We start from the raw sequence: 23,837 nt of genomic DNA, 5'->3' as shown, positions 1-23,837 counted from the left end.
CGGTTGCATAGAGGAAGGAGAAAGTCAACTTAATTCGTGACATTTAAAGAAATAGATTTAATATATCAATTGGAATACATAAGCAAGCTGCTTGTTCCTAATTAGTCTGAATTTAGCTAACTTATGTATCACACAAAAATTTGAGAAAATGGTTGTAAAACAGGTCGACCAACTCCGTGAACAACTGAAGAAAACCTTCGGGTTCAGTAATTTTCGGGGCAATCAGGCTGATATCATACAAAATATCATGTCTGGTAAAAATACTTTTGTACTGATGCCTACTGGTGCAGGCAAATCCCTTTGCTATCAGTTGCCAGCAATCATACAAGACGGGACAGCGATTGTGATCTCTCCCCTGATCGCTCTGATGAAAAATCAAGTAGATCAGCTTAACGCTTTTGGTGTCAACGCACAGTTTCTCAACTCGACACTCAATAAGACTGAGATCAAAAGAGTCAAAAAAGAAGTGCTAGCGGGGGAAGTCAAACTTTTATATGTAGCTCCAGAATCTTTAACTAAGGAAGACAATGTAGCCTTTTTGAGTGAGGCAAAAATCTCCTTTGTCGCTATTGATGAAGCGCATTGTATCTCCGAATGGGGGCATGATTTCCGTCCCGAATACCGGCGTATCAAATCCATTGTAGAACAACTCGGTTCGATTCCGATTATTGCGCTAACCGCGACTGCCACACCCAAAGTACAGCTGGACATCCAGAAAAACCTGCAGATGGAAGATGCTGACGTTTTCAAGTCTTCATTCAACCGCCAGAATCTTTACTATGAAATCAGACCCAAAGTAGACGTCAACAAACAGCTGATTCGCTTTGTCAGAGAACACAAAGGGAAATCTGGTGTCATCTACTGCCTAAGCAGAAAAAAAGTAACGGAGATTGCGGAACTACTCAAGGTGAATGATGTCAAAGCAGCTCCTTATCATGCAGGATTAGACTCCTCTGTCAGGATGAAAAACCAAGACGACTTCCTCAACGAGGATGTAGATGTAATCGTCGCAACGATAGCCTTTGGGATGGGGATCGACAAACCTGACGTCCGTTTTGTGATTCACTATGACACGCCTAAATCCCTAGAAGGCTACTATCAAGAGACAGGGCGTGCAGGGCGTGATGGTCTAGAAGGCAAGTGCGTCATGTTTTACAGTCTAGATGATATCATCAAACTAGAGAAATTCAACAAAGACAAGCCCGTCACTGAGCGTGAAAACGCCAAGTTGCTTTTAGAGGAAATGTCGTCCTATGCTGAATCTTCAGTATGCCGAAGACGCCAACTGCTCCATTATTTTGGGCAAGAGTACACAGACACAGATTGCTCAGAAAATGGCATGTGTGACAACTGTGCACATCCTAAGGAAATATTCGAAGGAAAGGAGTATATCCGTCACACGATTGATATCGCGATCAAAACCGAAGAGCGCTTTGGAATTAAACATTTAGTCAACGTAGCTAGAGGAATAGAGAGTCAGTACGTCAAAAGCTATGAGCACAATAAACTCGACGTATACGGCATAGGAAATCAAGACACGGAAGTGTTTTGGAGATCCGTGGTAAGACAAACGCTCCTCAACGAATTTTTGTCCAAAGACATAGAAAATTTGGGCGTACTAAAGGTCACCCAAAAGGGTAGAGACTTCCTGAAAAAACCGTACTCTGTAGAGCTATCCAAAGACCATGACTATATCAGCGAAGAGCTAGAGGCAGAAAAACCTCCCGTAGAAAAGGCTCATGACGAAGAGTTATTCGAACTATTAAAGAACCTTAGAAAAAAGGTTGCAAAGCAAAAAAGTCTTCCTCCGTATGTTATCTTTCAGGATCCCTCTTTAGAAGAAATGGCGACTAGCTATCCTACCAATAACGAAGATTTAGCTCAAGTCAATGGGGTAGGGATGGGCAAGGTCATGAAGTTTGGGAAGCCCTTCATTGATCTAATCAGCCAATACATCAAAGAAAACGACCTTACTACTGCATCCGATGTAGTTATCAAATCGGCGATCAATAAGTCCAAGATTAAAATATTTCTGATACAACAAATAGACAGAAAAGTTGACTTAGAAGAAATTGCTGAAATGAAAAGCATGACCTTTGACGCCATCATTGATGAAATCGAACATATTTGTTTTTCAGGTACTAAACTAAATTTAGACTACTATATTGATTCGTTCATTGACGAGGATAGACAAGACGATCTACTAGACTATTTTCTAACCGCCGAAACAGATGATCTCGATGTAGCAATGGATGAATTAGAATACGACGGGTATTCACTCGAAGAAGTCAGATTGATGAGGATCAAATTCATGTCCGAATACGCCAACTAATTCTTTGGGTATTATTGCCTATAGGTGACGACTGATAAGTTATTTCCGTTAATTTTGCTCGTCGTAAAACAAAGCGAAATTGAAAATGAATGTACTTGTCATAGGATCTGGAGGGAGAGAGCATACCCTTATTTGGAAAATCAAGCAAAGCGCACTTTGTGATACCGTATATGCCGCACCTGGCAATGCTGGAACAGCAGATATCGCCACAAATTTAGATTTGGGGGTCAATGATTTTGAGCAGATCGGACAAGCAGTTCTTGATAACAATATCGAACTAGTGATTGTAGGCCCTGAAGAGCCATTGGTCAAAGGAATTCGAAACTATTTTGCAAGTACAGACACACTCAAAAACATTCTACTCATAGGTCCAGACGAAACGGGCGCGAGACTAGAGGGCAGTAAGGATTTCTCTAAAGATTTCATGCAACGTCACGGAGTCCCGACTGCTGGTTCTAAAACAATCACCAAAGACAATATAGCAGAAGGAAAAGCTTTTCTCAAGCAAGTAGAAGCCCCTTATGTTCTCAAAGCTGACGGTCTCGCAGCTGGCAAAGGGGTGATTATCACAGAAGACATTCAAGAAGCTGAAGACACGCTCGACGAAATGCTCGCGGGCAAATTCGGAGATGCAAGTAGCAAAGTCCTGATCGAAGAATACCTCCACGGAATCGAACTTTCTGTTTTTGTTCTCACTGATGGTAAAGATTACCTTATCCTGCCAGAAGCCAAAGATTACAAAAGAATAGGAGAGGGAGATACAGGTCCTAACACAGGCGGAATGGGTGCGGTGTCTCCCGTACCATTCGCTGATGCGGCGTTTATGAAAAACGTCGAAGAGAAAGTTATCATTCCGACCGTCAAAGGACTTGAAAAAGACAACATTGATTACGTAGGGTTTATTTTTATCGGCCTCATGAATAAGGACAGCGAGCCAAGCGTAATCGAATATAACGTAAGAATGGGGGATCCAGAAACAGAAGTAGTTCTTCCTCGTATCAAATCAGACCTACTACAACACCTCATCGCAGCAGCTAAAAAGGATTTAAAATCCGAAACCATAGAAGTCGGTCCAGAAACTGCCACGACAGTAGTAGCGGTATCTGCAGGTTACCCTGGTTCTTACCCGAAAGGATTACCAATGACAGGTTTTGAGGAAGTATCCGAAGGTATTGTCTTTCATGCGGGTACTAAGCAGGACGGCCAAACCATCGTCACCAACGGCGGTCGTGTTCTAGCCTCTACGGCATTGGCTAGTTCGATACAGGGAGCACTAGACCTATCTTATGCCAATCTCAAAAAGATCACTTGGGAAGGAATGACCTACCGAAAAGATATCGGCCAAGACCTGCTCAATTACAAATCATAACATCCCCTATGATCAATATCTTTTCCTCTCTATATCGTAGTAATTCTTGATTATATTTAGGGCTTTCTAAACAAAATTATATGTCAGGATGTAGTTCGTGCGGAGTACTCACAGCGGCGGATGGCCAAGTCAAAGGCTGTCAAAGCAATGGTGGGTGCAGTAGTGGTGGATGTAATAAGATGAACGTATTTGACTGGTTGTCGAACATGGATCAACCCGTCACTGACACTTTTGATATAGCTGAAATTCGATTCAAAAACGGAAGGAAAGAATTTCTTCGCAATGTAAATGATCTTGAACTCTATCCAGGAGATGCTGTCGTAGTAGATGTACCTAATGGACACCACGTCGGCTATGTGTCTCTACAAGGAGAACTGGTGCGTCTACAGATGCAAAAGAAAAAGGTCAAAAACGATGACGAAATTCGTAGTATCTATCGCATCGCAACTGACAAGGATTTAGAGAAGTTTGAATCCGTTAAGAAGCGAGAGAACCCAACGTTGTTTAGAACAAGAGAAATCATCGATCAGCTCAAGCTGAAGATGAAACTCACAGATATAGAATATCAAGCAGACAACTCCAAAGCTACATTTTATTACTCAGCTGACGAACGAGTGGATTTTAGAGAGCTGATCAAACAACTCGCTGCGGAATTTAAAATCCGTGTCGAAATGCGTCAAATTAGTCTGCGACAAGAAGCTAGCCGCCTTGGCGGGATAGGTTCTTGCGGTCGCGAATTATGCTGCTCTACTTGGTTATCCGAGTTCAAAAGTGTGTCGACCTCAGCGGCTCGGTACCAAAACCTCTCCTTGAACCCTAGCAAGTTATCTGGCCAGTGTGGCCGACTCAAATGCTGCCTCAACTACGAGCTAGAGACTTACATGGAGGCGCTAGAACATATCCCAAAAGTGGAAAAAGGACTAGTCACTGAAAAAGGGGAAGCAAGACTTCAAAAAACAGACATCTTTAGAAAGATAATGTGGTTTGGCTACAAAAATGACAATGCGTGGATCGCACTATCTACTGAACGTGTCAAAGAAATACAAAAGCAAAACGAGGAGGGAAAAACACCTGAAACACTCCTAGAGGACACCAAGGGAGGCCCATCTACCGAGTTTCAATCACTCAATAGTGATCTGGAGCAAATGGATAAAAAGTTCAAAAGCAAAAACAAGCCCAATTCGAACAAGAAACGCCGAAACAAGAACAAAAAGAATTTCAATCCAGCCAACAAACAAGGAGGAGAGAATAAGAGTGCAGATCCCGTGAAAAAGGTCACTCCTTCCAACGATGCTAAACCAACGCAAAATCGTAAGAAAAAACGCAGACCAAAAAAGCCTAACAACAATAAGAATTCAAATCAATCATGAGAAGACATCTCCTAGTTCTGGCTAGTGTCATAGCATCACTAACCTTTTATTCCTGTTCTAATGACATGGTCATCGATCAGAATCATGATATCACAGCAGGCGTTTGGCACGTCGATTCTTTGGCTGCTTTTACCTTTGATGTCCTCGATACAACGAGTACTTATGACCTCTCCTATAACGTTCGGCACGCCGTAGACTACCCCTTTTACAATTTGTATGTCACTTACTATCTAGAAGACTCCACCACAGAGATACTAGATACGAAACTCCAAGAACTCATACTCTTTGATAGGAAAACAGGAAAGCCCCTTGGGACAGGTATTGGTGATTTATTTGATAGAGAAATCTTAATATTCGAAGAGCTGAAATTTGACAGAGTAGGTGAACACACTTTTAAAATCAAGCAGTTTATGCGCATGGAAGAACTGCCAGGTATCATGTCCTTCGGTCTCAAAGTTAAGCCTAGCAAAGATTAACCTAACCCTATTTACCCTCCTTTATATTCCTGGATATCAAACGATTGACTCGCTCTCTGACGTGCTCAGAATCGACCCATAACTGGCGGCTATATACCCGTGTAAATGGCCATTTTTTCTGTCTGAGCGTAAAATCTCTGTACACATGCGCATCCTTCACAGAGACAGATTGATGATAGTATACATCGTCTGTCAGTACCGCTCCCGCATAGTCATCACCACCTTTGATCGTCAAATCAATATTGGGAAATCGCTGAACTAAATCTACATGATCAAAATGCTGATAGCCCAGCTCAGCAATACGGTTTTTGAGATACCACCCCTGCTCATGTCCAGCATCAGTAGATTCATAGGCGACTTCCTCACCATTCGACACCTGATAAGCAAACGCTAGATACTTCTTCAGTAATTTGGGGCCTTCATTTTTGGTATCATCTACACGTAGCTGCTGAGGCATAATACTCGAGACCAGATATATTTTTTCACGTGCACGAGTCACTGCCACATTCAGTCGGTTTTCTCCTCCTTCTGCATTCAAACTTCCAAAATGCATGGTAAGTTTTCCGTTTATATCTGGCGCATATACTGTTGAAAAAATGATCACATCCTTCTCATCTCCCTGAATATTCTCAATATTCTTAACAATCAAAGTCTCTGGAATTAAAAAACCTTGAGACACTGCATACTGCTCTAGATACTCGATGATGAACATCTGCTGTCGAGAGTTGAAAGTAACCACACCTATCTCAATAGCAGGTCTCTCGGCTAGGAGTTGCTTTACCAATTGCGCTACTTTCTCAGCCTCCACTTCATTGTAGTTTTTCTCCCACACTCCATCAACTTTGACATAATCTATAGCTGGCTGGTGCAGGTTAACCTCCTCAAAATCAGGCAACATCTTTAATCTATTGTCATAGAAGTGTTCATTGGAGAAACGAATCAAATCTAAGCTCTTGCTACGATAGTGACCGTTGAGCTGTACCTGCATAATATGCTTAGAAGCTAAATGCAAAAGAGAGTCGAATTCCAACTCTGGTATATCATCCTCATTTTCTTCTTCCCACCGGATTTGATAGAGGTCGTTGGGTTTTAGTTGCTTGTCATCGCCAGCGACCACTACCTGTTTGCCACGGTACATAGCTGGCAAGCCTTTCTCTACGAAACACTGTGAGGCTTCATCAAATATAACGAGATCAAACATTTTTTCCATCGGGAATATAGCAGACACAGACTCAGGCGATGCGAGCCAGCACGGCATCAGGTCAAATATCTCTCTCGGAAAATTAGCAATCAACTTACGTACTGGCCATATACGCCTCTTTTTGGTTACTTGATGAAATAAATCCCGGTAGGTCACCATGTTATTGAGACGATTGTATTCAGCATTTTTATAGACACGCTCACGCGCTTTGATCAGCAGAATCTCATTGCTAATGCGTAGTTTCTCACGCACACACTCCTGTAGCTCAGACTGCATATCTTCCAGTTTGTTTGAACTCACCGCCCGTAGTATTGGATACTTAAGTTCGATGTGATCGATCCATGCTAGCTTCAGCGAGTTCAAAAAGATCCCCTGCCACACCTCTGCTTCTACTTCTGGAGCTTCGTCTTTAAGTTTTTCTATGACACTCTTTTCTTCTGCAGTCAACGCTTCGTCGAGTGCATCAAATTCACAAAGGGCATCAAAGTCCTTTTTCAGCGTAGAGAGCAAAAAATGTGCTTCGACTTGCTTAGAGAAAATTTCACGCATCTGCGGGATAGAAAAATACTCTAACCAATTACCCAATTTATCCGCGATAGGTTCTAGTGCTGTTACCAGTTTTTTGAGTTTATCAGTATAGGTTTCTTCGTTGTGTGATTCTATAGCGATATAATCCCTCAACGGCCGTATCTCGTTCAATAAATCTCGTGCCTCTATCGTCTGTTTTTGATAGAAAAACCAGTTCATCACATTAACCTTATTGTACACATCAGGTAAGCGGTTTAGGTCATTTCGCCCCTTGAACTGCGACAGGTTATGCTCTAGGTTTAGACGGCTATCCACCATGTCCACCAAAGTGGAAAAATCCTCTTTGTTGTTTTTCATCTGATTGGCCACCAAAACACGCGTGATGAATATTTTATCTTTAGAGAAAAACCGCCAAAAAAACCATTTGAATATATTTTCTCTGGCACTAATACCTCGCTCTAGCACCTCTTGAAAACGTCCCAACTCACCACTTCCTAGCGAGAGTTCTGGCCCTCGTCCTTTGAAGAACTGCATGACAATTTTTTCGATCTCTACAACCTCCGTCTTGCTTATTGGGCGAATCGCATTTTTCTGAATTTTGAGTACCCCGAGGTAAACTTGTTGCTCACGTAGCAGCTCGGACAAATGAGCGATATCTTCTCGCTTATCGATAATCTCTACTGCATCCTCGAACATTAGTTTTTTACCCACAGCCTTTTCAGTCACAGTCTCTAACACGTGAATGTAGCTATCCATTTCATCTAGATGCTTGACGATTATGCTCAAGTCACTCACGCCGAGACGGGCAAATGACTTGCGTTTGAACCAAGCATATCTTTCGTGCAAAAAAGAGGCGGCGTACTGACTATAACTTTTGATCTTCTTTAGCAAACCATCCACTTTGTCAAAAGTCATCTCGCGATATTCCTGATTCAGAGCGAAAGCAGGCTCGTGCAGATTAGAAGTCAGATACAATTCCTTGACCGACACCCCACACTCTGTCTCATCAAAAAGTGCCATTTTGAACTCTTCGAGTTCTTCCTCCAATTGGTCGATTCTCCTACTGGTCTTTAGAAAATTTCTTTCTATCTGTATCGCATCTAGGGAATTATTCATTCCCATAAAATCATTGAGTCTATTGACTTGCCCCTCTAGTTGCTCATAGATTGGCTTTCTGTCATTCTTAAAATCATGCAGTAACCCAATAAAATCATTGAGCTGCTTCTCTTTTAGCCGTTGAAAAACCACATCAAGAGCTGCTTTTTTTTGACTCACCACTAGTACACTTTTCCCTCTGGCGATGTAGTCTGCTACTAGGTTACAGATCAACTGGGACTTACCAGTACCCGGAGGCCCTTGCACAACTGCCGAATTCCCTTTTTTGATGGCTTTGATAGCATTTTCCTGATAGGCATCCATCTTGAATGGCGTAAAGGTTTGGTCCTCCTTGACACGTTTGAGAAATCTGTAATAGGACGCAGAGTCCAGTTTTTCTTCCTCAGATTCATCAAGATTTCGCTCTAAAAAAAACTCCTCTACCGAAGCATATTTGTCCTGCTCCATGAGCGTCAAGTAGTCTGGCACGAGATAAGACCCTGCTTGAGGAAATATGCCCAGTACAGCTTCAGGAAAAAGTTTGAGCTCTCCTTCAGATTCAAACTGATCCAAATCCGATTTTTTGTATTCTTGAAACGACTTTAAATTATCTTGAAAGTTGTCTTGATTGAAATGAACCTCTAAACCGTGAGACTTGATCAAGTCAAAAAGATCTGTCTTAAAACCAGTACTCTCTCTATCAAAATCATCAAATACTCGCTCCAGCAACCCTTCGTCTACAGGTAAAGCGTTGTAAAAAGCATAGGCTAAAATGAAGGACTTGTTGAGTGTAATGTTAACGTCCTTTCGAAACTGCAGATTCCATTCCTTACCATCCGCATCCAGCGATACAGGAAAGAACATTAGCGGACACCGTACGAGTGTACCATCATTAAATTTGCCTTTGACGAAAGGCCATCCCACATACATATCACGAGCACCCTGCTCTTCATATACCAAATGATCCACACGTTTAAGCTTTTTGAGACGCATGGAGAGCTTATTGCTATCTTCATCACGGCTATCCTGCACACTACAAAGCGGGATTTTAGACTTGCGTGCCATCACTCCTTCCATGATTTTGAAAGAAGGCTCGTTCAGTGCAAAGTCAAACTCATGGAGATCGATAAATTGCTCTTTGAGTAGCTTTAGCAAGAGTAATGATCGATTGTTGCCTGATAGGTTGGTCAATCGGCGTAGGTATGATTTTAAAATCTCTTGCATAAATTTCCTTCAGTTTCTAAAATAAGAAAGCCCTATCACAATACGCCAATATCCAGATTTAATCTGAAATTATTAAGTAAGGAAAGATTTTTTGATACACGGAGTCTTTTAAAATCACGATTTTCTTTAGGTCTTCTATTTCTTCATATTCACCGTGCTGCTTTCGGTATTTCACGATAGCATTGGCAAGTTTGTAGTTGATGTAGGGGTGTTTTCGCAATTGATCGATTTCTAATGTATTGATATTCAACTGCCGAATCGCCGAAGGCTCAAAAGTCGTATGGTCTATGATCAAATCTGCGACACTGTCTGGCATATAGTTGATTTCGTAAACCTGCATTCTATCCACAAAACCTCCTAACTTCTCACGGGAAGTCACCACACTTTTGGCCCAGAAAGAACCGATACCACGGATCGTCTTTAGCTCAGTAGTATCTGCAGTATTAAGTTCATAGGTCTCTGGCTCAACCCGACGGACTGTGGGAGGTTGTGAGGTTGTCTCTACTGGAGCGGGTGCTGGCGCGGCATAGGTGACCGTCGGTTTATAGACTTGTCTTATTCTTCTTTTCTCGGAAGGTAAAAAGTACATGTAGTCGAAATAAGCCTTCACTAGACGCCTATTGATCCCGTAAATTTTCAATACATCTTCCTTCTTCTTAAACACCCCTCCTTTGGTCAAGTACTTTTTGATACGCTCGGCTATAGATTCTGTAAAACCCATTTTGATCCACTGGTCAGTACGTATCAGGTTAGGATCAAAATGCTTGGCATAGATTGGGAATTCCTCCACCTCCTGCGTCACCACGATCTGATTGCGAAGTTCATCCGCCCAAACCCGCAATTGCTCTTCATCTTGCACGGCACCATGCTCGGTATTAGCGAGTAGATAAGACTTATAAATTTGAGGAATAAAAAGAGCAAATAGCATCGTAGGTACGAGCACAAAAAGTCCTCGAATCTCGGTACTGGAAAAACCAAAATACCGACGAAAGTAATTTGAAAAACGGTTGGTCACTCATTAAAAATAGAAAATCCTCGTCAATAATCTATGGCAAAGAATCTTTTCTTTCATAAGCTCCTAGATCGGGCATGGTGTCTCTCAGTGTACCTATGAGATCTAACGATATCTCTGACGCGATAGCTTTCCCTCTAGCAGGAGACAAGGAATCAATCTGATAATCATAAAAAGCAGGCACATGAAACTCAGGGTAGTTCCTTTCTTGGCTGATATCATTGCCTAGGGTCACCCAGTCCTCATTGGCTGACCGAATGATGTTGTCATGGAGGGCTATTGTGACATTGGATGCCCCAGACGAGTAAATACTAAGCTCTTCGTCCTCTTCACCCCAAATGATCGAGTTGACCAACTCCACCGACAAATCCTCTGACAAGGTAGACCCATCACCGAGGGAGATGTAATCCGACAAGACGACCGAAGTGACTTCCCTTGTGTACAAACTGGGAGCATTAGAAAAAGTGCAATGCTCGTACTTATAATTCCCCCCTAAATAATTCCCCACCAATTCGGATTGACAATTGAAAACCTCAGTATTGAATACATAAATATCAGACGTAAAAGCCAGAATACCAGCAGATGACATGTGTCCTATACTCGTATTAGATACAATGAGATCATAGTCCACATCGTCATCAGGACTACCTACTCTCAACCCTATCACTCCATTTTTAATATCCGCATGGTCGATGATATTGTCTTTGCTGCCCTCTAAAAACAATATAGAGTTCCACTGCCCTGGAGCGACATCATAGCCTGCGTCAAATCGGGTATTTCGGATGATTACTTTATCTTCTGCTGTTCCTTGAATTTTGAGGGTTCCACCGATGGCTAAAGCGGAGTTGTTGTCAATGAAAATACGTGCCCCTGGCTCGACAGTCAACTGACATCCTGCAGCAACCAATACCGTATCATAGAGCACATAGGGCTTACCAGCAGTCCAGGTCACATCACATTCGACCACCTCTCGATCCAGAAAATAGGCATCCTGCCCCCATGCCACGAGTTTCACATCCGAAGCATTTTGGTTGTACTCGACCTGAACCGAATCCTTCACCAAGTATGGCATATCTTCATCTGTCGGATCAATAAACACCTCTACCAAAACCATCAAACTATCCTTGCCGAAAATTATCTCCTTTTCAAAAGTCTTTCCTTTGACGCCATTGACGGTGAGCGTATAAGGCGAAGCATTCGTCTGACCCAAAGCCAAGCGATCTATCTCTATAGCATTTTTGTGTGGATTATAAATCCGAAATCGGCGAGTAATACTCCCCACGCTACTCAGTAGGGTGTCGAAGCGCACAGTATCTGACGAAAAGATCAACTGATGTGCAGGGTTGGTCGAGACCTCTTCCTCCACAGGGTCACAAGACTGGATCAAAACCCAGCCCGATAACATCACCAAAAAAAATAGTGTCTTTTTCAATACCTTGAACTCCATGAAAGCCTAAGCCTCGCCATCTTTCATTTTTTCAGCATTCTCTGCGATACGTAGCTCTTCGATGAAGTTGCCTATTTCCCCATCCATGACAGTGGGCAGATTGTGCTGAGAGTAACCGATACGGTGATCAGTCACACGACCTTGCGCATAATTGTAGGTACGAATCTTATCAGAGCGATCTCCGCTACCTACCATTGATTTTCGCTGAGCACCTACTTCGTCGTTATGCTTTTTGAGTTCAATGTCATAGATTCTCCCTCGCAATACCTTGAGTGCTTTTTCCAAGTTCTTGAGCTGGCTTTTCTCATCCTGACATGATACCACGAGCCCAGTCGGAATATGTGTCAATCGAATCGCCGAATAGGTCGTGTTCACCGACTGCCCTCCTGGTCCACTAGAACAGAAAGTGTCCTTACGCACATCATTCATATCGATCTGTACATCTACCTCCTCCATCTCTGGCAAAACGGCTACTGTAGCTGCCGAGGTGTGTACACGCCCCTGCGTCTCAGTCGCTGGCACACGCTGTACACGGTGCACGCCAGACTCGAATTTCATCTTGCCATAGACATCCTCTCCGGTCACCATGCTGATGATTTCTTTGTACCCGCCAGACGACCCTTCGGTCAAATCCATGACATTGAGCTTCCAGCCTTGCTTCTCGGCATAGCGCTGGTACATTCTAAACAAGTCTCCAGCGAATATGGCCGCTTCGTCTCCACCTGCACCTGCTCTAATCTCCAAGATGGAGTTCTTGTCATCATTGGGGTCTTTGGGGATCAACATTTCTTTGAGGTCCTCTTCGAGTTGGATTTTTTGAGGATCCAGTTCCTCTAGCTCCATTTTGGCCAGTTCTCTAAACTCTGGATCCTTTTCTGTTTCTAGGATTTCCTTAGAATTCTTGAGGTTTTCGAGCACAGTGCTGTACTCGTCATACTTCTTGACAATTTTTTCCAAGTCCTTATACTCCTTGCTCAGCTTTGAATAACTACTCATGTCATTCATAGCCTCTGGCTGAACGATCAGCTGTCCGACCTCTTCGAACCTGTGTTTAATTTCTTCTAACTTGTCAATCATGTATTACGTATTTGCTACAAAACTAATGAATGGAGTTGGTCTAAAAAATCTAAAATTCGTACTGTTAGTGCAAGGTTAATTTTGCGACCTTCCGAAAAGAAGAAAACCACTAAATTGCCATCAAATTAATCCCTATGAATCTACGTCTAATTTTCATCAGTCTCTCCTGTATTTTGTCTCTGGGATCATGTATCTCTGAAGACGAAATCATCCTTAAATCTGATCCGCTCTTAGCACAAATAGACAGTATACTTTCAGCGCAAAAAACAGGACTACTCAAAAAGCCTATCACCAAAACTGCCACCATCAACCAAAAGACCGAAAAAGAAACGCTCACGATAGATTCAGCTTTTATACAATCGGAGTTCAAAACTGTTCTAAGTAAAAAGTACGAGCAAGTGTTTACCAACGGAGGATACATCAAGAATACCTCAAAAAACAAAGCATCCTATACGAGAAAGAAGAGTGAAAATGCAGGTCCGATTTCACTAGAAATCATCATGAACCAATCGATCATTCAGCAGATTTCCCTCGTAGAGAAAAGAGATAACTTCCTATATGAGACCGAAACGCTAATTAGTCTTCACCTTGACTCTAGCAACCAACTCATAGAAAGTTATGAGATCGCTGGACATCAAAAAATCATCACACTAGACGAAAGCTCCTACGAGATCACAGGAAAAATCACAAATTAGATTTTCAACAAAGCATCAAAAAAGCCCATGCTCTCATCCTTGTCTTTGACCACCAGGCAGGGAATATCTTGATCATAGTGAACTAGGCTCACCGCTGTACTACCGACCAGCATAGAAGCTGCTTTGGTTCGTCCCTTAGAACCAATGATAATGAGGTCAACATCTCTCTCCTGTGCCAGTTCATAGATGTTGTCAGAAGGTTTTTGATCCTCGTCTAACGTAAAAATCACTTCGAATTGACTATCATCCAACGCATTGGTTTTCTTAAACACGTCATACTCTTTTTGCTTGTTTTTGAGCATGATCTCAGCAAATTCATCATACGTTTTACCTGTACTACTGTACCCTGTTGGTACGAAGTAGACATGCTGTAGTATCACCTCGATATCGGTGTACTCTTTGATTCTCAGTGCCGTGTTGAGTGATTTTAGAGAGTTTTCTGAAAAGTCCAAGGGAATCAAAACTCTAGACACATCATACTTTTCGGTCACGGGCACCAGCATCACCGAACACAAAGATCCATTGAGAACTTTGGTCGCATTGATACCGCTAGAAACCGACCGGGGTTTGATTCCCATCACGACTACATCAATATCTTTGAGCCCACTCCATCCCAGGATATGTTGTGCTCCTGTGCCTTGAACCATCTCAATGTGCTTTTCACAGTCATTGGTAAACAAACGATCTATCTTATCCTGCAGATACTTTTTCATGGCCATATCAGTATTCGATGGTGCCACGTGAATGAAAGTCGTCTTGGTGTTCTTAAAAAAACGAGCCATCATCGAACTATATTCTAATAAATGGTCGTCCAAATTGGTACCATCGAGACAGACGAGCAGGTTGTTGAGATTGAGCATCAGGTATTGATTTTTATTCGAAATAAAATTAAAGCAAATTCAATGGATAACAAGTTTGGGGCAAACTTTAAAAGTACTTTTCATACCATTTCTGAAAAATATACAAGGCCCATACTTGTGCATGACTGTCCTCTGGATTGGTAGAAAATAATTTGGTTCGGAGCTTCTCGACCGCATCCCAATTAAACTGCCCTCCTGCCTCTATCTTGTCGCGATTAAAAACAGTCTGATCTAGCTCTTCTAGAAGAGCTGTTTTGAGCCAATCTAACAGCGGCATCTCAAAACCTTTTTTGGGTCGCTGATAGAGCTCCGCAGGTAGTATGTCTTTATAGGTGTCTTGTAAAATCCGTTTTCGCATCTTGCTATTGATCTTATATTCCACGGGCAAACTGTGCACCCACTCGACCAACTCATGGTCCAAGAATGGGACGCGCACCTCTAGACTAGAAGCCATCGACATGATGTCGACTTTCTTGAGCATGTCATTGGGCAAGACAAACTTCGTGTCTCCCATCAGCATGTCATTGATATTTTGATAATCAGCCAATGGACTCATCCACTGTGTGTAATAGTCATCCTGTTGCTGGGGGGCTTTCATCATGCGCTGTGCATATCCTTGATCTGCAAGTGCAGCCAAAAACCAGTAGCGTTCTTGCGGAGCGATCTTTTTGGCCTTGTCGAAACGAATGACCTGGCGCATCAGGTTAGACCACTTGCCCGACCGGGACTGAGGCATCCGGTCAGCGATAGGTCGGATCGCAGCGGTCAGTTTACCAAAATATCGGTCTTGATCCATTTTGAGCCAAGCAGCGTGCTTGTTGTAGCCCGAAAAAATCTCATCTGCCCCGTCTCCAGACAGGGAGACCGTGACATGCTCTCTGGTCTTTTTGCTCAAAATATACACTGGCAGAGCCGATGAATCCGCAAAAGGCTCATCGATATGCTCCACAAAATCTGCCATATAGGACAGCATTTCTTCATTGCTAAGTTTGAATGTGGTGTGATTCGTTCCACATTTTTTGGCTACTAGTTCCGCATAGCTTGTTTCGTCAAAGAAAGGATTGTCCGAAAAACCTATGGAGAAAGTTGACAGTTGAGCGGTGTGTCTCGCAGCTATACTCGTGATGACACTGCTATCAATCCCTCCACTAAGGAAAGTCCCCAGCGGAACATCGGCAATCATTCGTTTTTTTACCGATGCCTCCAATCGCTCAGCCAATTCCTTTTTAGCCTCCTCATAACTCAAATCCTGACACACTTTAGAGCGAAGCAACTCATAATAAGTACTGATCTCAGCTACTCCGTTTCGGATTTCAATACACTCTCCTGGCATGAGTTTTTTGATTCCCTTGACCATCGTCAAAGGTGCAGGAGTATAGTTGAGTTGTAGGTAATAGTGGAGTGCCTGTTGGTCGACTTGCTTATCAATCGCAAAGGCTAGCAGAGACTGCATCTCAGAAGCGAACAGCAATTTGGACTCGTCCTGCCAATACAGCAGCGGCTTAATGCCCATCCGATCCCTAGCGACAAAAAGAGACTGCTCATGCGTATCATAAATCGCCAGTGCAAAAAAACCATTGAGACGATTAAGACAAGATTTGCCTTCCCGTGCGTAGAGATGCATAATCACCTCGGTATCGGTATGAGAGTGGAAGTGAATTCCTTTAGCGATGAGCTCTTGACGTAGTTCTAGAAAGTTGAAAATCTCCCCATTGAACACCATCACATAGCGTCCATCCATAATCTGCATCGGCTGATGTCCGTGATCACTCGTGTCCAAAATAGACAAGCGACGATGCCCTAGCCCAACATTTTGATTCCTCCATGTTGCATGATGATCCGGTCCACGGTGTGCTATTCGCTCGGTGGCCTCTTCCAAATGCTCCATCTGAGCCTGCTCTGATTCTTTGAAAGCCCATATTCCTGTAATCCCACACATAATAGATCAAATGGTAAGCTGCAATAATAATGAATCACCAAAGATCGACATCTCTCGCTAGCGGGATTTTAGAACCAAATAGAATGAATAGTAGCGAAATAGTAGAAATTGGAAAATAAGAATATATTTGCGACCTGCTAACAAGGGGAATTAGCTCAGTTGGCTAGAGCGCTACGCTGGCAGCGTAGAGGTCATCGGTTCGAATCCGATATTCTCCACCAAAGGAAGTCTATATGGCTTCCTTTTTTTATCTTCGGTCATGGACGCACTTCTCACCGATATCAAGAATTGTACACTGTGTGAACCACACTTATCTACAGGAGTACGTCCCGTGCTGAGTGCTCATTCTCAAAGTAAAATTGTCATCATCGGGCAAGCGCCAGGTAGAGCCGTACATCAATCAGGCATACCATGGGACGACCCAAGTGGAGATAACCTTAGGCAATGGCTGGGGATAGACAAAACTATTTTCTACGATCCAGAGCAGATTGCATTGGTTCCTATGGGTTTTTGTTATCCTGGGACAGGAAAATCAGGTGATCTTCCTCCTCGAAAGGAATGTGCTCCACTATGGCATCAGTCCCTCTGGGAACAGATGAGTAAGGTAAAACTCACATTGCTCATCGGACAGTATGCCCAAAAATACTACTTGGGAAAAGGCACTTACAGTACCCTGACCGAAACGGTCAAGAACTATCAAGAGTATTTGCCGAAGTATTTTGTCTTGCCACACCCTTCACCACGCAACAATATCTGGAGAGCGAAGAACCCATGGTTTGACCAAGAAGTCTTACCCGTTCTCAAAGAAAAAATTCATGAAATCGTGTAAGCAGGGGAACCAAAATACTACTATAAAACTTTATCCTTCTAAAAAACACATGCCCAACACCCTAGAAACTAACAAGTCCAATGCCATCGCTTTTTATCAAATGGCCTATGAAGGCAATCCTCGCAAGGCCACAGAATTATATACAGGAGCGCATTATATTCAACACAACCCAGCTGTAGGAGACGGCAAAGAGGCCTTCATCTCCTACTTCGAAAAAATGCACGCCGAATATCCAGACAAATCCATCCAGTTCGTCCGAGCGATCGCAGAGGGAGATCTTGTATCACTTCATACCCATCAAGTCTGGCCTGATGACGACCAATATGTCACCATGGACTTTTTTCGCTTTGACGAGCATGGCAAAATAGTAGAGCACTGGGACGCAATCCAACAAATCCCTAGAGTCTCTGCAAATGGGAATACGATGTACTAGTTAATTCGAAAATGAATATTTTTTTCCGACTTTATAATCTGAATTACGTAGTTTTCACAGACACTTTATAAAGTGTCTGTTTATTATCATCAAATAATTTCGACCTGAGCACTATCGACTCAGCAAATCAAACAAGCATGAAAAAAGAAACCATCAGTATCCATGGAGGGTATGAAACCGAGCCCACTACAAAATCTGTCGCTGTACCGATTTACCAAACTGTAGCATACGAATTTGACAATGCCCAGCACGGGGCAGATTTATTTAACCTAGAAGTACCTGGCAATATCTACAGCCGCATCATGAATCCAACTGTGGACGTACTAGAGCAGCGCATGGCTGCTTTAGAAGGAGGTGTGGCTGCCTTGTGCGTTAGTTCGGGCAGTGCAGCAGCCAACTACGCCATTCTAAATATCGCCGAAGCAGGAGATAATATCATTTCTACTCCACAGCTATATGGAGGAACCTATACGCTTTTTGCACACATGCTACCCAAACAAGGAATCGACGTGCGCTTCGCTGAGTCATCTGATGCTGTAGATATCGTCAAACTGATCGATGACAAAACCAAAGCAGTATACTGTGAGTCTATCGGAAATCCAGCAGGAAATATCACAGACATAGAAGCTATTGCAAAAGCAGCTCATGCCAAGGGTGTCCCTGTGATCGTCGACAATACAGTCGCTTCGCCAGCAATCATCAACCCTATCGAATATGGTGCAGACGTGGTTGTTCACTCACTGACCAAGTATGTCGGAGGACATGGTACTACGCTCGGTGGTGTAATCGTAGATAGTGGCAAGTTTCCATGGGATCAGCACACTGATCGCTTCCCGATGTTTAGCAATCCTGAGCCGGCATATCATGGCGTAGTGTACAACGAAACTTTCGGTCCAGCGGCATTTATCGCTCGTACACGAACGGTCGCACTGCGCAACACTGGATCAGCACTATCAGCCATGGCCGCTTTTCAGCTAATGCAGGGATTAGAAACCCTCAGTCTACGGATGGAGCGCCATTGTCAAAATGCTATGGCTGTCGCTCAGTACCTAGAAAAACACGACCAAGTATCTTGGGTGAGATATGGCGGCTTACCCTCTAGTGAGTATCACGACTTGGCAAAAAAATACTGTGATGGCAAACCCTCATCACTGATGACCTTTGGGATCAAAGGAGGATATGAAAAAGCAGAGAAGTTCTACGATGCATTGAACCTGTTCAAACGTCTCGTCAACATTGGTGATACCAAATCTCTGGCTTGCCATCCTTCATCCACCACACACCGACAGATGTCTGTCGAGGAACAAGCGAAGGCTGGCGTGACACAGGACTTGCTAAGGCTATGTATAGGAATCGAGCATATAGACGATATACTCGCTGATCTAGATCAGGCCTTTGCGACAGTCAAATAATCCCCCTAATAACTGCCTTCCTCTGTGTCGAAAATGTATTTCGGCACAGAGGTTTTCTTTTTTAAAAAGTTCTAGCTTCCCCCAATGGTTTTGAAAGGTTGCACAACAAATAGGTAAACGTTGTACAACAACACCTCTGAGCTTGCGCAAGCTCGTACCAAAGGTCGTACAACCATTGCCCTGAGCTTGCGCAAGCTTTGGTGCGAGGTAAGGGTACTTCATGAAAACAGCCCTTTACTCACGTGAAATATCTTATTCACCCCTTTTATGGATCAGTTGGTATGTCTGGAAATAAAAATCAATATTTGATATTGAGCATTCGATATTCATTATTCCAATCATTTAAATATTACCTCAAAGACTCATAATAGGTGATTATTTTATAAAAAAAACAATAACGGATTTCGAACAACGAATCGTTGAATAACGAAGTGATCCCTTTTCTTTCAAGACCTGAGCTGAAAACATTAATAGATTTGTTTCTTTATAAGAGACATGAATAGGATTTATGATGCTAATTCTAGCAATAAAAGAACTGATTCAAAGGTATTTAGGTTGGATTTAGATTTTCTGATGCATTATGAGGGTTTAATCACTAGCTTTGCGGCTGGATAGAAAAAAAGCCCCATATGAAGCGCGTCAACGAGTATCGAAAACTGTATAATGTAGCTCCAGACACTGATCTGAAGCAACTCAAAACGACCTATAGAAATCTGGTCAAAGAATGGCACCCAGACAAGTTCCAAGATGAAACTGAAAAGGCTGCTGCTGAGCTCAAAAGTCAGCAAATCATCGATGCGTACCACTTTCTCGTGAGCATCGCGCCAGAGACCAAAGAGGCCAATCTCGCCGAATACACGGTCACGACTACCGAATCTGGTATAGCAGACTTCAAGCACAAAGGGCTGTTGCTAGAGGTCTCGTTCATGGATGGCACGACCTACGAATACTTTGGGGTCAACAAAAACATGTATGCCAAGCTAGTCAACGCAGACAAGCCCTACCGCTTTGCCAAACGAAACATCTTCAATGCCTACCTCTACAGAAAGTCTAAAAAAGACCAAGTACAGGACTAAGGCGTTCTTCTAGAGATTGAAAACACCACATCCCATGAGCTCAGGCTGATGGGATTTTTTTGTTGGTAGAAAGGGGCTGTGTATCACAAACCAACACCAAACATGAGGGCACTAACCTTTTCGCTACCCATCCGAAAGTTCTCCATACAGCAAAGTGGGGCTTTTCTAAACCCTTGGAGTACGCACAGTTCACCCATGTCTTATTTCAAATACTCGAACTCGCCGTTCACCGTTTTGATGGTGGCTTTGGTGGTTTCGGAGGATTCTACGCGACCGATGATTTGAGCAGGTACGCCGAAGGATTCCGAAATGGCGATGATCTCTGCCGCTAGCTCTTCTGGTACATAGAGTTCCATACGGTGCCCCATGTTGAAGACTTTGTACATTTCTTTCCAGTCCGTACCACTCTCCTCATGAATCAGCTTGAACAGCGGAGGAATCTCGAAGAGATTGTCTTTGATCACATGTACATCATTGACGAAGTGTAGTACTTTGGTCTGGGCGCCACCGCTACAGTGTACCATACCATGGATTTGTGATCTATAGCTTTCCAGTATCTTTTTGATGATAGGCGCGTAGGTTCTGGTCGGTGACAAGACGAGTTTACCTGCGTCTAGCGGTGAGCCTTCTACTTTGTCTAGCAAATCTTTGCTCCCAGAATAAATCAGCTCAGCTGGTACAGATGGGTCAAAACACTCTGGATACTTCTCCATGTACTTCTTGGCGAAGACATCATGGCGCGCAGAAGTCAATCCGTTGCTACCCATACCGCCGTTGTACTCAGTCTCATAGTTGGCCTGTCCATACGAGGCTAGTCCGACGATGACGTCACCGCCTTTGATTTTCTCATTGCTGATCACATCGGCTCTTTTCATGCGGCCGATGACGGTACTGTCTACTACGACGGTGCGTACGAGATCACCCAAATCAGCTGTTTCACCACCCGTAGATTTGATATCCACACCATTGTCACGGAGCATCTGGAGGACTTCTTCTGTGCCTTCGATCAGTGCGGTGAGCACTTCGCCCGGAATCAAATTTTTGTTCCTACCTATCGTGGACGAGAGCAAGATGTTGTCGACTGCACCTACACACAGCAGATCGTCGGTATTCATGATGACTGCATCCTGCGCGATCCCTTTCCAGACCGACAGATCACCCGTTTCTTTCCAATACATATAGGCCAAAGACGACTTGGTCCCTGCACCATCGGCATGCATGATGTTGCAGTAGTCCTCGCTACCACCGAGCATATCAGGGACGATTTTACAAAAGGCATTTGGGAATACCCCTTTGTCTATGTTTTTGATGGCGTTGTGTACGTCTTCTTTAGAGGCCGACACGCCTCGCTGCATATATCTTTCGTCCATGGTATCGAGCTATGAATAATGCCGCAAAGCTAATAAACTATCTCTTTTGCTCTCTGATTCTAGCGAGTTCATTATCAATCTAATCTTAGACATTAAGCATCATTTTGACCCTTCCTAGCTAATACTTCTTAGGTTTTGATGGAAAAGAAAGTATATTTATTTTCTTAAAAAACGAGACTAAATTATTATACATGTTAAGCAAAGTAGAAAACCTCAGTGAATACTTTTTGGCCTACGAAAAGAGTGTTGCCAATACCGACACCTTTTGGGAGAGAGTAGCCAATCAGTTTTATTGGAGAAAGAAATGGGACAAAGTAGTAGAATCAGATTTTGAGAAGGGCAAAGCAGAATGGTTCATCAACGGAAAACTCAACATCACCGAAAACATCCTTGAGCGCCACCTATTCACCATAGGAGACAAGCCCGCCATCATCTGGGAACCCAATGACCCCAAGGAGGACAACATTACACTCACCTATAAGCAGCTCCACCAGAAGGTGTGTGAATTTGCCAACGTCCTGCTCAATAACAACATCCAAAAAGGCGATCGCGTTATCATCTACATGCCGATGATCCCAGAGGCGGCCATTGCGATGCTGGCCTGTGCCCGTATCGGTGCGGTACACTCTGTAGTATTTGCTGGTTTTTCATCGTCAGCACTCGCAGACCGTATCATCGACTGTGAGGCCAAAATGGTCTTAACTTCAGACGGAAACTTCAGAGGAGCGAAATCCATCGGCGTAAAATCAGTCGTGGACGAAGCACTAGAAAAAACAACAACAGTCGAAAAAGTCATCGTCGTAGAGCGCACCAAGACACCTGTCACCATGAAGGCAGACAGAGACCTATGGTGGCATGACGAAGTGGCCAAAGTAGACGCCAACAATAAGGCCGAAGAAATGGACTCAGAGGACATGCTCTTCATCCTGTACACATCTGGCTCGACGGGACAGCCCAAAGGAGTCGTTCATACTACGGGAGGTTACATGGTCTACACCCAGTATTCGTTCCAAAACGTGTTTCAATACAACACCGATGATGTCTACTGGTGTACCGCAGATGTCGGCTGGATTACAGGACACTCCTATATCGTATATGGCCCCTTACTCACAGGAGCTACTACGATCATGTTCGAAGGGGTACCTACTTATCCCGATGCAGGTAGATTTTGGGAGATCGTTGACAAGTACAAGGTCAATCAGTTCTACACTGCGCCTACAGCCATCCGTGCCCTACAGGCATATGGGCTAGAAGCGGTCACACCCTACAAACTGGACTCACTCAAAGTACTCGGTACGGTAGGCGAACCCATCAACGAAGAAGCATGGCACTGGTATCATGACCATATCGGCAAGGGAAAATGTCCAATCGTCGATACGTGGTGGCAGACAGAAACAGGAGGAATTATGATCTCTCCACTAGCGGGACTCACTCCTACCAAACCTGGCTATGCAACTCTACCACTACCGGGCATCCGTCCAGTGATCGTAGATCCTGATGGCAACATACTGAAAGGTAACGGCGTACAAGGCAACCTGTGCATCAGTCACCCTTGGCCCTCAATGATACGCACGACCTACGGTGATCATGAGCGCTGCATCAACACTTACTTTTCCACGTATAAGGGGATGTATTTCACTGGAGATGGAGTTAAAAGAGACGAAGACGGATACTACCGCATCCTAGGGCGTGTTGATGATGTCATCAATGTCTCTGGACACAGAATGGGCACAGCCGAAGTAGAAAATGCCATCAACGAGCACCCAAAAGTCATCGAATCGGCAGTGGTCGGTTTCCCACACGACATCAAGGGGCAAGGTATCTACGCCTATGTGATCTGTGATATGGAAGGACGCACGGAAGCGAATCTCAAAGAGGAAATTCGTGCTACGGTCAGCAAAATCATCGGGCCAATCGCCAAGCCAGACCAGGTGCAGATCGTATCAGGATTGCCAAAAACCAGATCCGGTAAGATCATGCGTAGAATCCTGAGAAAGGTTGCCGAAAAGGACACTTCAAACCTAGGTGACACCTCCACACTACTCAACCCAGAAGTAGTCGATGAGATCATCAAGGGTGCGCAGTAAAAATC

17 protein-coding genes and 1 tRNA gene are annotated in these 23,837 nt (G+C 43.6%); 11 read left to right on the top strand and 7 right to left on the bottom strand.

All coding sequences use genetic code 11. The features are described 5' to 3' along the window. Positions 1–148 precede the first annotated feature (148 nt). The 4 genes from recQ to BGP76_RS15460 all read left to right on the top strand — a co-directional run bounded on the left by recQ (position 149) and on the right by BGP76_RS15460 (position 5,547). Positions 149–2,332 carry a DNA helicase RecQ gene (gene recQ, locus BGP76_RS15475; protein ID WP_073121212.1) on the top strand — a complete coding sequence of 728 codons (2,184 nt, stop codon included), beginning with the start codon at positions 149–151 and terminating at the stop codon, positions 2,330–2,332. A gap of 85 nt (positions 2,333–2,417) precedes the next feature. Continuing rightward, positions 2,418–3,701 (top strand): phosphoribosylamine--glycine ligase, encoded by a 1,284-nt coding sequence (purD, locus tag BGP76_RS15470; RefSeq protein WP_119845347.1) that lies wholly within the window; start codon positions 2,418–2,420, stop codon positions 3,699–3,701. A gap of 80 nt (positions 3,702–3,781) precedes the next feature. Further along, positions 3,782–5,071: a regulatory iron-sulfur-containing complex subunit RicT gene (locus BGP76_RS15465; RefSeq protein WP_119845346.1), complete on the top strand. Its 1,290-nt coding sequence runs from the start codon at positions 3,782–3,784 to the stop codon at positions 5,069–5,071. Next, complete coding sequence (locus BGP76_RS15460; RefSeq protein ID WP_119845345.1) at positions 5,068–5,547, top strand: gliding motility lipoprotein GldH; 480 nt, start codon at positions 5,068–5,070, stop codon at positions 5,545–5,547. The genes BGP76_RS15465 and BGP76_RS15460 overlap by 4 nt, the downstream gene beginning before the upstream one ends. Before the next feature lie 7 nt (positions 5,548–5,554). Here BGP76_RS15460 and BGP76_RS15455 read toward each other — a convergent pair whose 3' ends face one another. From BGP76_RS15455 to prfA, 4 genes are read right to left on the bottom strand one after another with little or no spacing between them, the layout of a single operon-like run. Further along, positions 5,555–9,595 carry an AAA domain-containing protein gene (locus tag BGP76_RS15455; protein ID WP_119845344.1) on the bottom strand — a complete coding sequence of 1,347 codons (4,041 nt, stop codon included), beginning with the start codon at positions 9,593–9,595 and terminating at the stop codon, positions 5,555–5,557. A 58-nt stretch (positions 9,596–9,653) separates the two neighbouring features. Then, positions 9,654–10,610 carry a helix-hairpin-helix domain-containing protein gene (locus BGP76_RS15450; protein ID WP_119845343.1) on the bottom strand — a complete coding sequence of 319 codons (957 nt, stop codon included), beginning with the start codon at positions 10,608–10,610 and terminating at the stop codon, positions 9,654–9,656. Between the two features lie 31 nt (positions 10,611–10,641). After that, a complete protein-coding gene (locus BGP76_RS15445; RefSeq protein ID WP_119845342.1) occupies positions 10,642–12,054 on the bottom strand; it encodes a hypothetical protein in 1,413 nt (470 codons plus the stop codon). 6 nt (positions 12,055–12,060) lie between these two features. Then, a complete protein-coding gene (prfA, locus tag BGP76_RS15440; RefSeq protein ID WP_073121219.1) occupies positions 12,061–13,131 on the bottom strand; it encodes a peptide chain release factor 1 in 1,071 nt (356 codons plus the stop codon). Positions 13,132–13,265: 134 nt separating this feature from the next. Here prfA and BGP76_RS15435 point away from each other — a divergent pair, with 134 nt between their 5' ends. Next, positions 13,266–13,826, top strand: coding sequence for a hypothetical protein (locus tag BGP76_RS15435; RefSeq protein WP_119845341.1), 561 nt, complete (start codon positions 13,266–13,268; stop codon positions 13,824–13,826). Here the strand turns inward: BGP76_RS15435 and BGP76_RS15430 are convergent. Continuing rightward, the gene (locus tag BGP76_RS15430) at positions 13,823–14,686 is read right to left on the bottom strand and encodes a universal stress protein (RefSeq protein ID WP_073121223.1); all 864 of its coding nucleotides are present in this window, start codon (positions 14,684–14,686) and stop codon (positions 13,823–13,825) included. The two genes, BGP76_RS15435 and BGP76_RS15430, sit on opposite strands and share 4 nt — an antisense overlap. Positions 14,687–14,753: 67 nt before the next feature. After that, on the bottom strand, positions 14,754–16,625 hold the full coding sequence (gene asnB / locus BGP76_RS15425; RefSeq protein ID WP_119845340.1) for an asparagine synthase (glutamine-hydrolyzing): 1,872 nt from the start codon (positions 16,623–16,625) through the stop codon (positions 14,754–14,756). A gap of 144 nt (positions 16,626–16,769) precedes the next feature. Between asnB and BGP76_RS15420 the strand changes: the two genes are divergently transcribed. The 5 genes from BGP76_RS15420 (at position 16,770) to BGP76_RS15400 (ending at position 20,375) form a co-directional block, all read left to right on the top strand. Beyond that, a tRNA-Ala gene (locus BGP76_RS15420) sits at positions 16,770–16,846 on the top strand. A 38-nt stretch (positions 16,847–16,884) separates the two neighbouring features. Further along, on the top strand, positions 16,885–17,454 hold the full coding sequence (locus BGP76_RS15415) for a uracil-DNA glycosylase family protein (RefSeq protein ID WP_119845339.1): 570 nt from the start codon (positions 16,885–16,887) through the stop codon (positions 17,452–17,454). Between the two features lie 49 nt (positions 17,455–17,503). Then, on the top strand, positions 17,504–17,887 hold the full coding sequence (locus tag BGP76_RS15410) for a nuclear transport factor 2 family protein (RefSeq protein WP_073121229.1): 384 nt from the start codon (positions 17,504–17,506) through the stop codon (positions 17,885–17,887). Positions 17,888–18,024: 137 nt separating this feature from the next. Then, positions 18,025–19,299 (top strand): O-acetylhomoserine aminocarboxypropyltransferase/cysteine synthase family protein, encoded by a 1,275-nt coding sequence (locus tag BGP76_RS15405; protein ID WP_119845338.1) that lies wholly within the window; start codon positions 18,025–18,027, stop codon positions 19,297–19,299. 629 nt (positions 19,300–19,928) lie between these two features. Beyond that, complete coding sequence (locus tag BGP76_RS15400) at positions 19,929–20,375, top strand: KTSC domain-containing protein (RefSeq protein WP_073121231.1); 447 nt, start codon at positions 19,929–19,931, stop codon at positions 20,373–20,375. A 200-nt stretch (positions 20,376–20,575) separates the two neighbouring features. Here the strand turns inward: BGP76_RS15400 and BGP76_RS15395 are convergent, their stop codons facing one another. Continuing rightward, positions 20,576–21,745, bottom strand: coding sequence for an AIR synthase related protein (locus tag BGP76_RS15395; RefSeq protein WP_099600115.1), 1,170 nt, complete (start codon positions 21,743–21,745; stop codon positions 20,576–20,578). Between the two features lie 191 nt (positions 21,746–21,936). On the opposite strand from BGP76_RS15395, the gene acs reads away from it, so the two are divergent. Further along, entirely contained in the window at positions 21,937–23,832 is a 1,896-nt protein-coding gene (gene acs / locus BGP76_RS15390; protein ID WP_119845337.1) for an acetate--CoA ligase, read from the top strand. The last annotated feature ends 5 nt before the right edge of the window (positions 23,833–23,837 follow it).

Source organism: Reichenbachiella sp. MSK19-1 (assembly GCF_003590315.1).
Classification (GTDB): Bacteria; Bacteroidota; Bacteroidia; order Cytophagales; family Cyclobacteriaceae; genus Reichenbachiella; species Reichenbachiella agariperforans.
This window is presented reverse-complemented; position numbering and strand designations above follow the sequence as displayed.